At 32.1% G+C, this 13,942-nt stretch carries 16 protein-coding genes; 9 read left to right on the forward strand and 7 right to left on the reverse strand.

Annotated features, from left to right (window positions below; genetic code table 11):
* Positions 1 to 7 precede the first annotated feature (7 nt).
* Positions 8 to 979 (forward strand): iron-sulfur cluster assembly scaffold protein NifU, encoded by a 972-nt coding sequence (locus FOC43_RS06315; protein ID WP_002777977.1) that lies wholly within the window; start codon positions 8 to 10, stop codon positions 977 to 979.
* A gap of 23 nt (positions 980 to 1,002) precedes the next feature.
* On the opposite strand, the gene FOC43_RS06320 is transcribed toward FOC43_RS06315, so the two are convergent.
* A complete protein-coding gene (locus FOC43_RS06320; RefSeq protein ID WP_002777975.1) occupies positions 1,003 to 2,886 on the reverse strand; it encodes a mechanosensitive ion channel family protein in 1,884 nt (627 codons plus the stop codon).
* Entirely contained in the window at positions 2,883 to 3,518 is a 636-nt protein-coding gene (locus FOC43_RS06325) for a carbonic anhydrase (protein WP_002777974.1), read from the reverse strand. The genes FOC43_RS06320 and FOC43_RS06325 overlap by 4 nt, the downstream gene beginning before the upstream one ends.
* A 158-nt stretch (positions 3,519 to 3,676) precedes the next feature.
* Here FOC43_RS06325 and FOC43_RS06330 point away from each other — a divergent pair, with 158 nt between their 5' ends.
* The 7 genes from FOC43_RS06330 to FOC43_RS06360 all read left to right on the forward strand — a co-directional run bounded on the left by FOC43_RS06330 (position 3,677) and on the right by FOC43_RS06360 (position 8,878).
* Positions 3,677 to 4,372 (forward strand): Bax inhibitor-1/YccA family protein, encoded by a 696-nt coding sequence (locus FOC43_RS06330; protein WP_002777968.1) that lies wholly within the window; start codon positions 3,677 to 3,679, stop codon positions 4,370 to 4,372.
* A gap of 106 nt (positions 4,373 to 4,478) precedes the next feature.
* Positions 4,479 to 4,835 (forward strand): preprotein translocase subunit SecG, encoded by a 357-nt coding sequence (gene secG, locus FOC43_RS06335; RefSeq protein WP_002777966.1) that lies wholly within the window; start codon positions 4,479 to 4,481, stop codon positions 4,833 to 4,835.
* A 16-nt stretch (positions 4,836 to 4,851) separates the two neighbouring features.
* The gene (frr, locus tag FOC43_RS06340; RefSeq protein WP_002777964.1) at positions 4,852 to 5,409 is read left to right on the forward strand and encodes a ribosome recycling factor; all 558 of its coding nucleotides are present in this window, start codon (positions 4,852 to 4,854) and stop codon (positions 5,407 to 5,409) included.
* Between the two features lie 2 nt (positions 5,410 to 5,411).
* Complete coding sequence (gene pyrE, locus FOC43_RS06345; protein WP_002777962.1) at positions 5,412 to 6,020, forward strand: orotate phosphoribosyltransferase; 609 nt, start codon at positions 5,412 to 5,414, stop codon at positions 6,018 to 6,020.
* A complete protein-coding gene (locus tag FOC43_RS06350) occupies positions 6,021 to 6,431 on the forward strand; it encodes an RDD family protein (protein WP_002777961.1) in 411 nt (136 codons plus the stop codon).
* Between the two features lie 14 nt (positions 6,432 to 6,445).
* The gene (locus FOC43_RS06355; protein ID WP_002777960.1) at positions 6,446 to 7,468 is read left to right on the forward strand and encodes a ribonucleotide-diphosphate reductase subunit beta; all 1,023 of its coding nucleotides are present in this window, start codon (positions 6,446 to 6,448) and stop codon (positions 7,466 to 7,468) included.
* A gap of 21 nt (positions 7,469 to 7,489) precedes the next feature.
* Positions 7,490 to 8,878 (forward strand): nicotinate phosphoribosyltransferase, encoded by a 1,389-nt coding sequence (locus tag FOC43_RS06360; protein ID WP_002783644.1) that lies wholly within the window; start codon positions 7,490 to 7,492, stop codon positions 8,876 to 8,878.
* Positions 8,879 to 8,971: 93 nt separating this feature from the next.
* Here the strand turns inward: FOC43_RS06360 and FOC43_RS06365 are convergent, their stop codons facing one another.
* Complete coding sequence (locus FOC43_RS06365) at positions 8,972 to 9,511, reverse strand: gamma carbonic anhydrase family protein (RefSeq protein WP_002781878.1); 540 nt, start codon at positions 9,509 to 9,511, stop codon at positions 8,972 to 8,974.
* Between the two features lie 118 nt (positions 9,512 to 9,629).
* On the opposite strand from FOC43_RS06365, the gene FOC43_RS06370 reads away from it, so the two are divergent.
* Entirely contained in the window at positions 9,630 to 10,259 is a 630-nt protein-coding gene (locus FOC43_RS06370) for a protein-L-isoaspartate(D-aspartate) O-methyltransferase (RefSeq protein WP_002783642.1), read from the forward strand.
* 19 nt (positions 10,260 to 10,278) lie between these two features.
* Here FOC43_RS06370 and FOC43_RS06375 read toward each other — a convergent pair whose 3' ends face one another.
* The 4 genes from FOC43_RS06375 to argC are packed head-to-tail and all read right to left on the reverse strand — an operon-like array spanning position 10,279 to position 13,807.
* Complete coding sequence (locus FOC43_RS06375) at positions 10,279 to 11,469, reverse strand: aspartate aminotransferase family protein (RefSeq protein ID WP_004284757.1); 1,191 nt, start codon at positions 11,467 to 11,469, stop codon at positions 10,279 to 10,281.
* A 3-nt stretch (positions 11,470 to 11,472) separates the two neighbouring features.
* Entirely contained in the window at positions 11,473 to 12,312 is an 840-nt protein-coding gene (gene argB / locus FOC43_RS06380) for an acetylglutamate kinase (RefSeq protein ID WP_002781872.1), read from the reverse strand.
* A gap of 9 nt (positions 12,313 to 12,321) precedes the next feature.
* Entirely contained in the window at positions 12,322 to 12,768 is a 447-nt protein-coding gene (locus FOC43_RS06385; protein ID WP_002781870.1) for a GNAT family N-acetyltransferase, read from the reverse strand.
* A gap of 10 nt (positions 12,769 to 12,778) precedes the next feature.
* Complete coding sequence (gene argC / locus FOC43_RS06390; protein ID WP_002783640.1) at positions 12,779 to 13,807, reverse strand: N-acetyl-gamma-glutamyl-phosphate reductase; 1,029 nt, start codon at positions 13,805 to 13,807, stop codon at positions 12,779 to 12,781.
* Positions 13,808 to 13,942 lie beyond the last annotated feature (135 nt).

Here is a 13,942-nt window from a genome sequence, read left to right on the forward strand (position 1 = left end):
ATGAAAAATGGGAAAAAATAGTTTAATTGGTGGATCTATCTGGGATGAGTATTCACAAAAAGTTCAAGATAGAATGAATAATCCTCAACATATGGGAGAATTTAGTGAAGAAGATGCTAAAGCACGCAATGCAAAATTGATCGTAGCTGATTTTGGTGCAGAAAGTTGCGGCGATGCGGTAAGACTTTTTTGGCTTGTAGATGAAAAAACTGATAAAATTATCGATGCAAAATTTAAAAGTTTTGGTTGTGGTACAGCTATAGCAAGTAGTGATACTATGGTGGATCTTTGTATAGGAAAAACTGTAGATGAAGCAGTAAAAATCACAAATTTAGATGTGGAATTTGCTATGCGTGATAATCCAGAAACTCCAGCTGTTCCACCTCAAAAAATGCACTGTTCGGTTATGGCTTATGATGTAATCAAACAAGCAGCAGCGCATTATAAAGGTATAAGTCCTGAAGATTTTGAAGATCAAATTATAGTTTGCGAGTGCGCTAGGGTAAGTCTTGGAACTATTAAAGAAGTGATTAAACTTAATGATTTACACACTGTAGAAGAAATCACACAATATACTAAAGCGGGTGCTTTTTGTAAATCCTGTATCAAACCAGGCGGACATGAAAAAAGAGATTATTACCTTGTAGATATTTTAGCTGAAACTAGAGCTGAAATAGATAGAGAAAAACTCAAAAATACAATGAAAAGTGATGTAGCTTTTGATGAAATGACCGTAGTGGGACAATTAAAAGCAGTTGAAAGTGTTTTAGATGCTGAAATTCGCCCTATGCTTCATAATGATGGTGGAGATTTGGAAGTGATTGATATACAAAAGGCTGAAGGTGCAGCAATTGATGTTTATATTCGTTATCTTGGTGCTTGTAGTGGTTGTTCTAGTGGAAGTGGTGCAACACTTTATGCTATTGAAACAATTTTACAAGAAGAATTAAGTCCAAATATACGCGTTATGCCGGTTTAAAAAATAGCAAGGATAAAATCTTGCTATTTTATAGCTTTTGCTTGCAAATCAAGGGGTGGTAAATTTTCTATATAAATACTACGACTTGGGAAAGCAAAGGTTAAACCATTTTTTTCAATTATACGCATAAACTCAAGCATTAAACTTTGTCTAGCTTCTCTAAAATCTTTTCCACCTATTTCTTTGATATAAAAATAAAGCTCTATATTAATACTACTATCTGCAAATTCACTTAAAGCCACATAACAAGCATTTTTATAACCCTCAAGATCATTGATAGAAACTAAATTTTGACGATATTTTGTTGTATGATCGCCATACTTTAATGCTCCATCATCTTCATGTGCTACTAAAGGACTTGTATATAAAAGCTCTTTTAAATCTTTCACACAATTTTCTAATTTTTCAGGAGTAGCATCATAACCAACACCCAAATACATTTTAACATGACGCCCCATGCGTCTTTTGCTCCAATTTTTGATATTAGCTCCCATAATAGTTGAATTTGGTAAAAATACAAGACAATTATCAAAAGTTCTAATAGTAGTTTTTCTAAGTCCTGTTTCAACCACGGTTCCTTCTATGCCTGAAACCTCTACCCAATCTCCTTGATTAAAGCTATTATCAAAAAGTAAGAGTATAGAAGCAAAGAAATTTGCAATGATATCTTTCGCCGCTAAAGCAACAGCTAAACCACCAATTCCCAAAGATGCAATAATAGCCGAGATATTAAAACCAAGTTGTGCTAAAATATAAAGAAGTGCGATCACAAAAATAACAAAATATAAAATTTTAATGACTAAATTTACCACTTCTTTTTTGCCACTCTTTTGTGCAAGTTTTGAAACCAAAACCACGCCATATCCATCAAGTATCCTTAAAATCAACCAAGCGATTAAAACAGCATAAACTATGTGGAAAAGATTACTTAAATTAATACTTAAAGGAGCAGGATAAGTTGCTATTGTAAGACAAAGTGAAATGGCATAACAAATAAGCAAAAAACCCACAGGTTTTTTAATATTGTCTATAAAAATAACCTTAATATCATCTGCATCGCTTTTATTGTGATAAACTAAACGAACGAGGATAAAATAAACTATATTTGAAAAAAAGCGTCTTAAAGACATAAAAAAAACTAAAACTAAAATCGAAATAACTATCTTACCCGTATTTATAAAATCAATATTGGCCATTTCATTGATACGATCTATCCATACTTGAAGTTCAAGCAAAGAAAAAATATAATTACTTTCTAACAAATCTGCATTCGCACGCAAATATTTTAAAATTTCTACATAAGCATCCACAGCATTAAAAATCATTTCTTCTTTATTGGAAATTTTCTCTAATTCAGATGGATTATTGATTTTAGCTTTATAAATACTAAGATCTATATTGGTTGAATTTTGCAAATTTTCCATTGCCTTATCGACCGTAGAGATTATACTTTCACTATTTGCTGCATTTTTAAAAAGTCTTTCAAGCTCAAATAAAGACGAATAAAAACTTTTAACAACATCTAAATACATAATATTTAAGGTTGTATCTACATAAACATAAGGTTTGTTTATGCTCTTCTTTTGTAAATCTAACAAATTTTGCCTTGTTTTTAAAAAGCTTTCTACTGCTTTTTCATTGATTTGTTGCTTTACTATCATATCGGGTATTTTAGAAAGAATAGACTTTTTATCTTTTTCAAATTCGCTTAAAATTCCATCATAGGAACTTGAATTTTCATCATTATTTTTTTTAAATTCTTTAATTTGGCGATTTAAATCGATATATTTTTGCACCAAACTATAAACACTCTTATCTTGCGCACTTGCATTGGTATCTATAAGACGAAATTCATCCCCCCAAAGACATGAAATACCTAAAAGAAACAAAATGATTATTTTTTTCATTGCATTTTCCTATTTTGAATTAATTTAAAAATTTTAGTCTTAAAATCATACTCATATATTTCACCCGTTTCGATGATATAATACCAAGCATGCACTTCTAATCTTCCCTCATCTAAAGCTTCTTGCACTCCAGGATAGGTAAAAATATTTTGCAAAGAATTCACTAAGTTAAGTTTTTCAGTAAGCCAAGAACGCATAGCTATATCATCTCTTGCAAAGATCGTAACATCCCTTTTTATAGGATCAAGCATAGTGAGCCATTTTTTTACATTAGGAATTTTATCCAATTCTTCATCAGAATAGTATAATGCATTACAACCACCACAATTACTATGTCCACATACAACGATATTCTTAATGCGTAAAGAATTTAAAGCATATTCTATTGCTGAAGTAGTTGCTAAATAATCCTGACCCACGCGATAAGGTGGGACAATATTTGCAATATTTCGTATCACAAAAAGCTCACCTGGGCCTGTATTGGTGATTAAATTGGGGATCACTCTAGAATCAGAACAACCTATGAAAAGAGTATGAGGATTTTGCTTATTTTTAAGACTTTCAAAAAGTTCTTCATGCTCTTTAAAATCCTCTTGCATAAATTTGATCGCACCGCTAATAAGATTATCCATATATCAACCTAATTGAAAAATCTTAAAATTATAACAAATTTTCAGCAAAGAATTTCACCTACAAGCAAACATTCGCAAATTAACTCTTTATTAAATTTTTTATGCTAGAGTTCGCTCAAGATTTAAGTTAAAATCGAAATCTTTTAAGGAGGATGAATATGAGTCTTTATGATAGAGACTATTCACGATCAAGAGAATTTGAAAACACTCGTTCAAGTGAACTTGGTATTTTTATTAAACAAACTTATCAACTTTTTGCGGCTTCTCTTTTAGCAGCAACTGTTGGTGCATATGTAGGAATTTATGCTTTAGCGGCATTTTTTATACAATCACAAGTAACCTTTTGGATACTTTTTGCTGTTGAAATAGGACTTTTGATTGCCTTGCAATTTAAAAAACGCGAAGCTCCATTGAATTTAATTTTACTTTTTGGTTTTACTTTTTGTTCAGGCTTAACCCTAACGCCATTACTCATTTCTGTTCTTGCCCTACCAGCAGGTGGAGTAATCATCGCTCAAGCTTTTGCTCTAACAACAGTAGCTTTTGCAGCGCTTAGTATTTTTGCTATGAATACCAAAAAAGATTTCACACTAATGGGTAAAGCTTTATTTATAGTTTTAATCGTGGTTGTAGCGGCTTCTTTGCTTAATATCTTCTTCCAAAGCAGTTTATTAAATTTAGCTATTTCAGCCGTAGCAGCGATTTTATTTTCATTTTATATTCTTTATGATACACAAAATATTATTCGCGGAAACTATGAAACTCCAATTGAAGGTGCTGTAGCGCTTTATCTTGATTTTGTAAACCTTTTTGTATCTTTACTTAATATCCTAAGAAGTTTCAATAGTAGATAATTTTTTGCGGGAAAGTCCCCGCAAAATTCTTAAAATTTCAAATCTTTTCAAGTTTTATTTAGTTACAATATCTAACTCAAAAAATTTTTAAAATTTAGGAAAATTTATGATTACTCTTTTAACTATTTTGCAGTTTGTCATCGTCGTTATTATTTGTATAGCTGTTTTACTTCAAAAGAGCTCAAGCATAGGACTTGGAGCTTATAGCGGAAGCAATGAAAGTTTATTTGGAGCAAAAGGACCCGCAGGATTTTTAGCGAAATTTACTTTCATCATGGGAATTTTACTTATTGCAAACACTATAGGTTTAGGATATTTATACAATAGTACAAGTAAAGATTCTTTAGCTGAAAAAATCAAAATTGAAACAAATACAAGCATTCCTACTGCTCCAAATGCTATAAACGTGCCAGCTATTCCAAGTGCTCCACAAATACCTAACGAATCAAATACAAGTAAGTAATTTATAAGGAAAAAATATGATTAATGAAATTTTAAACAAACAAAAAACTCAAAGTGAAAAAAGCTTAGAAGCTTTAAAAAAAGATTTTACTACCCTACGCACAGGTAAAGTCAATACACATATCTTAGATCATATTCAAGTAGATTACTATGGCTCTTTAACTCCTTTAAATCAAGTTGCAACCGTTTTAGCAAGTGATGCTTCAACAATAAGCATTACTCCTTGGGAAAAACCTATGTTAAAAACTATAGAAAGCGCTATTGCAGCAGCAAATATAGGGGTAAATCCAAACAATGATGGCGAAAGTGTAAAATTATTCTTCCCTCCAATGACAAGAGAGCAAAGAGAAGAAAATGTAAAACAAGCAAAAGCTATGGGTGAAAAAGCAAAAGTTTCGGTAAGAAATATTCGCAAAGATGCAAACGATGCCGTAAAAAAACTTGAAAAAGATAAAGCCATTTCAGAAGACGAAGCTAAAAAAGCCTATGATGAAGTGCAAAAACTAACAGATACTTATACTGCAAAAATCGATGAAAGTGTAAAAAACAAAGAAAGCGAACTTTTAAAGGTTTAAAAATGGATTTAGAGCAAATTTATAAAGATTGTGGGGCTTATTTACAAGGACATTTTTTACTCAGTTCGGGTAAGCACTCTGAGTTTTATCTTCAAAGTGCTAAAGTCTTAGAAAATCCAAAATTAGCAGCAAGACTTTGTGATGAGCTTGCTAAAATTATAGCCGAATTTAATATAGAATTTGACAGCATTTGTTCTCCTGCTTTGGGAGGAATTTTAGCAGGATATGAACTTGCTAGAGCTTGTGATAAACGCTTTATTTTTACCGAAAGAGTTAATGGAGAAATGACTCTAAGACGCGGTTTTGAGGTAAAAGAAGGCGAAAGATTTATCATTTGCGAGGATATCATCACAACGGGCGGAAGTGCTTTAGAAAGTGCTAAAATCATAGAAAGCTTAGGAGGAAAAGTTTTAGGTTTTGCAGCATTGGCAAATCGCGGTTTTTGCGCGGTTGAAAATTTAAAAAATCCTAGAAAACCGAGTGCAAAACTGCCTGATAATTTACCTCTTTTTACTTTAGGAAATTTTGATTTTCAAATTTATGATGAAAATGATTGTCCGTTTTGCAAAGAAGGAAGTAAAGCTATTAAGCCAGGAAGTCGCGGAAATTAAATGAAAACTAAGGCAAAAATAGCCTCTAGATGGTTAAGATTTAGAGCTTTGCTTATAGATATATTTTTAATTTATGTCCCTATCTTATATTTATTTTATTTTTTATTGGGCTCTAAGGAGGCTTTTTTAAACAACTCCTATATCACAGCCCTATGTACTTTCTTATTTGGTTTTATTCAAGCTTTATTTTTAGCCTCAAAAGCTCAAAGTCCAGGGCTTAAGGCTTATGATCTTTATCTAATCGATCTAAAAACGGGTAAGAAAATAACTTTTTTTAGAATTTTATTAAGATATATTATATTTATTATAAGTTTTGGGTTGATTTTTGGTTTATTTATAAGCTTTTTAAGAAAAGATAAACTAAATTTACACGATATTCTAACCCAAACTTGCATAGTCACAAAGATATGAAAGAAAGGTAAAAAATGCAAAGAAAAAGAATTTATAATCCAGGCTCAAATGAAACATTAACAGATCGTAAAGTTTTTAGCGGAAATCCTCATGGAATCTTAAATTTTACAAAAGCAAAATACACTTGGGCTTTAAAATTATGGGATTTAATGGAAGCAAACACTTGGTTTCCAAAAGAAGTAGATACGACTAAAGATGCATTAGATTATCGCTGTAATTTAACTGCAGGTGAAAAAAGAATGTATGATCTTGTTTGGTCTCAGCTCATTTCTATGGATAGCTTTCAAACCAACAATCTAGCTGATAATATCAATCCTTACATCACTGCTCCTGAAATCAATGCGGTTTTAGCACGCCAAGCTTATGAAGAAGCTAACCATTCAAAATCTTATGCAGTAATGGTTGAAGCCATTTGCGATAATACGGATTTAATCTATGAAATGGAAAAGCACGATGAAACCTTGCGCGAAAAAAATGATTTTATTTCAAGTATCTATGAAGAATTAGCGGGCGATGTAGATGATAATAAACTTCTTTTGGCCATGGTAGCAAATCAAATTTTAGAAGGAGTATATTTTTATAGTGGATTTACTGCGATTTACGCGCTTGCAAGAGCAGGTAAAATGCTTGGTTCTGCTCAAATGATTCGTTTCATTCAAAGAGATGAAATCACTCATCTTTTACTCTTTCAAAATATGATCAATTCAGTTCGTAAAGAAAGACCTGATTTGTTTAATGAAAACAATATCAACAAAATTTATGATATGTTTAAAAAAGCGGGCGATTTAGAAATCAAATGGGGCAAATACATCACTCAAAATCAAATCATGGGTTTTACAGACGATATTATAGAAGAATACATCCACTATCTTGTAGATCAAAGACTTGTTGCTATCAATCTTGATAAAATTTACAATGCAAAACACCCTATCAAATGGGTAGATGATTTTTCTAAATTTAATGATCAAAAAAGCAATTTCTTTGAAAGTAAGGTCACAAACTATTCTAAAGGTAGTATAAGCTTTGATGATTTTTAAATTTCTTGGAAATTAACTTTTATGAAAAAAGATTCTTATACAAAACCAAATAACACCTTGCTTTGTGATTTTTATGAATTAACCATGATGCAAGGTTATTTTCTAAATGGTTTTGAAAACAAAACAGCTTATTTTGATATATTTTTTAGAAAAATTCCCGATCACGGCTCTTTTGCTATATTTGCAGGACTTGAGGATATTTTAGACTTTGTATCTTGTTTGCATTTTGATGAAGATGATATAGCCTATTTGCACTCTCAAGGGATATTTAAAGAAGAATTTTTAAGATATTTGAAAAATTTTAAATTTAAGGGCGAAATTTATGCCATGCAAGAAGGCGAAATCATCTTTCCTAACGAACCCTTGATGATCATCAAAGCCAATGCTATTGAAGCACAAATTCTTGAAAGCTTCTTACTTTTAAGTATCAATCATCAAAGCCTAATTGCCACAAAAGCCAATCGTATCGTAAGAGCAGCTAAAAATCTTAGCGTGCTTGAATTTGGCACGCGAAGAGCTCATGGAAGCGAGGCGGCACTCAAAGGGGCAAGAGCGGCCATAATAGGAGGTTGCAAAGCTAGCTCTTGTACACTTGCAGGGAAAAATTATAGCATTATGACAAGTGGAACTATGGCGCATTCTTGGGTACAAATGTTTGATGATGAATTGAGTGCTTTTTGTCATTATTTAGAACTTTATCCTCAAAATCCTACCTTACTCATCGATACTTATAATTACAAACAAGGGCTAGAAAACGCAGTCAAAGCATTTAAAAAATTTAAAATCAAACAATGCGGTGTGCGTATTGATTCTGGAAATTTAGAAATACTTAGCAAAGAAATTCGTACTATCTTGGATAAAAATGATTTAAAAGAATGCAAAATCATCGTTTCAAATTCTTTAGATGAAAAAAGCATAAACAAACTGCTTAAAAATGATGCACCTATTGATGCTTTTGGGGTAGGCGAAAAACTCATCACTGCTTCAAGTGATCCTATTTTTGGCTGTGTTTATAAACTCGTTGCCATAGAAGAAGATAAACTCATCACGCCTAAAATTAAAATCAGCGAAGACAAACAAAAAATAACCCTACCGCATTTTAAAAAACTTTTTAGAATTTATGACAAAAACACTCAAAAAATGCTTTTTGATGAGCTTTATATTTATAATGAAAAATTACCTAAACTTGATGAAAATTTAGAAAGAAAAGAACTTTTAAAATGTGTTTTTAAAGAGGGTAAAATTCTTAATAAACAAAAAAATGTAGAAGAAATTGCCCTATATGCAAAAAGTCAAATTTCAAAGCTGGATGAGAAATTTCTTAATTTTAACAACAAAGAAAAATATAAAATCAAACTTTCAAAAGATTTAACAAAGCTAAGACAAAATTTTACAAACACAACTCTATGAAATTTTGTCGATATAGCTCAAATGCTCCATTTGTCTATTTAAAATGGATAAATTTGAGCTTTTTCATAAAAACAGCGTTGTTAAAATTTTAAATCAATCCAAAAAATCATTTTTAAATTCAACATAATTTAAAGCAGATTGTTTTAAAAATGCCACTTCTTCATCGCTTAGTTCGCGTATAAGTTTTGCAGGGTTTCCAAGTATGAGTGATTTGGGTGGAAATTTCTTGCCTTTGGTTACCACACTACCTGCACCCACTATACTATCATCTCCTATAGCTGCATCATCCATAATCACTGCATTCATCCCCACAAGCACACGAGAGCCGATCTTGCAAGCATGGATCACGCAATTATGCCCTATAGTAACATCATCTCCTATGCAAGTAGGAAAGCCTGCATCTTTTAAACTTCCATCTTTATTAAATTCTCTATGCCACACATGGATAGTGGTTAAATCTTGTATATTTGTTCTTTTACCGATTTTAATAAAATTAACATCGCCTCTTAGAACACAATTAAACCACACACTGCTTTCATCACCTATCTCTACTTCTCCTATAATCTTAGCACCCTCTGCAACAAAGACATTTTGACCCAAATTTGGAAATTTATCTTTAAATCGAATAAGCATTTTCATCCTTTTTTATTTTTAGTATAACCAAAATATCAATAAGAAAAACAAATTTTTTAGTTTTTAATCAAATTTTGAAACTTTATTCGTTACAATTTGCCATTTACGAGGAGAAAAAATGAACGCATTTGAGCAAAAACGATGTCAAAGTATGGCCGAAGAAATCGCACAAAAAATATTCATCAACGAAGAACTTTTTAATGCTTTTTGTCAAATTCCACGCGAAATTTTTTCCCCGCTTAAAGCCCATGCTTATCGTCTTGATGCTTTACCTTTAGCTAATTCTCAATGGATCAGCTCTCCTTTAACCGTGGCTAAAATGACTATGGCTTTAAATTTTAAAGATGCGGACAGTGTCTTAGAAATAGGCTGTGGAAGTGGTTATCAAGCAGCGATTTTAAGCAAGATTATAAGGCGTGTTTTTACCATAGAACGCATAGAAAATTTAGCCAAAAAAGCAGCACAAACCTTTAGAGAACTCGAGCTTTTTAATATTAATGTTAAATTTGAAGATGGACAAAATGGATGGAAAAATTATGCGCCTTATGATAGAATTTTATTCTCTGCTTATACGACACAACTTCCTGAAATTTTACTCGATCAGCTAAGTGATGGGGGCATACTTGTAGCCCCTATTTTGCACAATGGCAAACAATTTATCACTCGCATAACCAAAAACGGTACTCATTTACAAAAAGAAATTCTAGAAGAATGTCTTTTTGTACCCATAGTAGATGGAAAAGAATAAATTTTTATCAATAAAAAATTTATTCAAAACTTTTAAAAACCTTTCTTAGCTTCTCGCTCATTTCATCTATATGGCTTTTTTCTATGATTAAAGGGGGTAAAAATCTCAAATCATTCTCCCCACAACTGATAAGCAAAAGAGAATTTTCTTGACATTTTTTAATCACCTCAGCTACTTTTACACTTTTATCAAGACTAAGCCCTTGCATAAAACCCAAACCTTTTCTTTTTTTACAAAACCTGAATTCTTTGATAAGATTTTCCAAACTTTGCTCTAAATAAGGCGTAAGTTTAGAAACATTTTCTAAAATTTTTTCTTTCTTAAAAATTTCAAAAACCGCATTAACACCTGCACAAACTAAAGGATTTCCTCCATAAGTACTTCCATGATCGCCTGCTTCTAAGGATTTTTGTGCTACTTTTTCGCTCACTACAAAAGCTCCGACACTAAGCCCACATCCCAAAGCTTTAGCAGAAGTCATTACATCAGGTAAAATTCCTGAATGCTCGTAAGCAAAAAATTTACCACTTCGCCCCATGCCGCATTGAATTTCATCAGCGATTAACAATATATCTTTTTCATCGCAAAGCTTTCTTAAAGCCTTGTAAAAATCTTTTTGAGCAGGATTGACACCACCTTCTCCTTGCACACTTTCTAAGATAATAGCGCAAGTTTTTTCATTGACTAAGCGTTCTACGCTTGAAAAATCATTATACTTTGCAAATTTAACACCTGAAATTAAAGGCTTGAATGGTTTTTGGTATTTTTCATTAGCGGTTAAAGATAAAGCTCCTAGTGTTCTTCCATGAAAAGAATGTTTAAAGGCTATAAAATTTCCACCCTTGATACCTTTATTAAAAGCATATTTTCTAGCGACTTTCATCGCTCCTTCTATACTTTCTGCTCCTGAATTTGTGAAAAATACACGCTCTAAGCCACTCGCTTTAGCTAAATGCTTGGCTGCTTGGGCTATGTTTTCATTATAATATAAATTGCTAGTATGTAAAAGTTTATCAACTTGGGCTTTAATCTTAGCATTAAATTCAGCATGGTTATATCCTAAAGCACATACACCTATACCACTTGAAAAATCAAGATATTTTTTACCCTTATCATCTAAAAGGTAAACCCCTTCTCCGCTTTCTAAAACAATATCAAAACGCTTATAAGTAGGGATAATATGACTTTGCTCTTTATAATTCATTTTCATCCTTTAACCCACTAAAGTCCCAATACCCTCATCGGTAAAAAATTCAAGCAACAAAGAATGCTTCACGCGTCCATCTAAAATATGCACTTTCTTAACTCCACTTTCACAAGCATCTATACAAGATTTTAATTTTACATGCATACCGCCTTGAATTTTGTCAACCAAGGCTTTTGCTTGGGTTATAGAAATTTTAGAAATTAAAGAATTTTTATCTTCAAAATTCTCATAAAGTCCTGCAGTATCGGTTAAGAAAGCAAGTTTTTCCGCCTTTAAAGCTTTGGCAATAGCACAAGCTGCATCATCGGCATTGATATTGTAAGTATTGAAATTTTCATCCATTCCAATAGGAGCTATGATGGGTAAAAAATCTTTTTCTAAGAGATCTTGCAAAACACTTGAATTTACCTTTTGTATCTCGCCTACAAAACCTAAATTCTCATCCTTTTGCACGCATTCTAAAAGTCCCCCATCCTTGCCACAAAGCCCTATAGCTTTAACACCTAAATTTTGCAAGCTGTGAACTAAATTTTTATTGATATAATTTAGCACCATACTTGCTACTTCTGTTGTGGCTTGATCACTCACCCTAAGTCCGTTATTAAACTCACTTTTTACGCCTAATTTTTCGCACATTTTGGAGATATCTTTACCCCCACCATGAACGATAATAGGCTTTAAGCCTACAAGCTTTAAAAGAGCTATATCTTGCATCACACAATGTTTAAGCTCCTCATTTTCCATAGCTGAGCCGCCGTATTTTATAAGTATAATTTTTGAGCTGAATTTGCGTATATAAGGCAAAGCTTCGATTAAGACATTTGCTTTTTCTAAATATTTTTGCATGATTTACCCTCAAACATTAAAACTAGTTTGATTGTGAGAATTGAGCGATAAATCATAATAATTCGCATCTTCTCTTAAGGTAAAACCATAATGCTTCCAAAACTCATTACCCAAATCATTGCTCTTAAAGGCTATCAATGCGATCTTGTTAATCTTCTCAGATTTTAATGCCTCAAGGCAAAATTTTGTCATTTCATGGGCTATACCCTTTTTTCTGTGATCTTTATGCACGCACACATGATAAAAACCTCCTGTGCGACCATCATGCCCACAAAGTATACTTCCAACAATTTCTTGATCAATCACAGCTACTGCGCTAAGGTTTGGGTTTCTATCTAAAAATTTTTCTATATTTTCTTTACTATCATCAATCGATCGAATTCCAAAACCTTTGATATCACACCAAAGCTTGTAAACTCCTTCATAATCACTTTTTTGCATTGCTCTAACTTGCAATTTTTATCCTTTACAAATTTGCAAAGAATTTAAGTCCTTCATCTTCATCAAAATCAAACATTAAATTCATATTTTGAACAGCTTGTCCTGCTGCACCTTTGATTAAATTATCAATAGCACCTAAAACAATAATACGATTTGTGCGTTCATCGATGCTGAAATTTATATCCGCAAAATTGCTTGATTTAACCCACCGAGTCTGCGGAAACGACTGCGGTGGTAAAAGCCTTATGAATTTCCTGTCTTGATAATATTTTTGATAAATTTCACGAATTTCTTTTTCACTTACAGAATGTTTTAAATTTGCATAAGCAGTAGTTAAAATTCCCCTTTGCATAGGTACTAGATGAGGGGTAAATTGTAAAGTGATTTTCTCTCCTGCTGCATAGCTTAAATGCTCTTCGATTTCAGGGGTATGACGGTGTGAAGCTAATCCATAAGCCTTGATATTTTCATTTACCTCACAAAAAAGATTTTCTACTTTTGCACTTCTTCCTGCGCCGCTGACTCCACTTTTTGCATCGATAATCACCGAATTTAAATCAATCATCTTTTCTTTAAAAAGCGGATAAAGACTAAGTATAGAGCAAGTAGTGTAGCAACCAGGATTTGCGATTAAATTTGCATTTTTTATCTCTTCTTGATAAAGCTCACAAAGTCCATAAACTGCATTTTTTAAAAGCTCTTGATTAGGATGAGTAAATTTATACCAAAGCTCATAATCTTTAGGATTTTTAAGACGAAAATCAGCGCTTAAATCTATGATTTTCATCTTTTTTAATAAAGACTCGCTAAAAAGTTTAGCACTAAATTCATGCGGAGTAGCGGTAAATAAGACATCAAGTTCAAGTTCATCTAAATTTTTATCTTCAAAATTTAAATTTAAAGGCGTGTTGGGATAAAGCTTCGTATAGCTTTGCCCCACACTTGAACTAGAACCTATATAGGAAATTTCTACTTTAGGATGATTCAGTAAGATACGCACAAGCTCATTACCTGCATATCCGCTTGCTCCCAAAATTCCTACTTTTAATCTCATTCCTAGTCCTTACTGAATTTCAAATGGCTTAATTATAGACAAAAAATGCTTAAAATAACACTTATGGGTTTATAAAATTTGATAGACTCTTACAAAAATACTCATATATCTCAAAAATTATCACGAAGCTTTTTG

Origin of the sequence: Campylobacter coli (assembly GCF_009730395.1) — a bacterium.
In the GTDB taxonomy this organism is placed as follows: domain Bacteria; phylum Campylobacterota; class Campylobacteria; order Campylobacterales; family Campylobacteraceae; genus Campylobacter_D; species Campylobacter_D coli.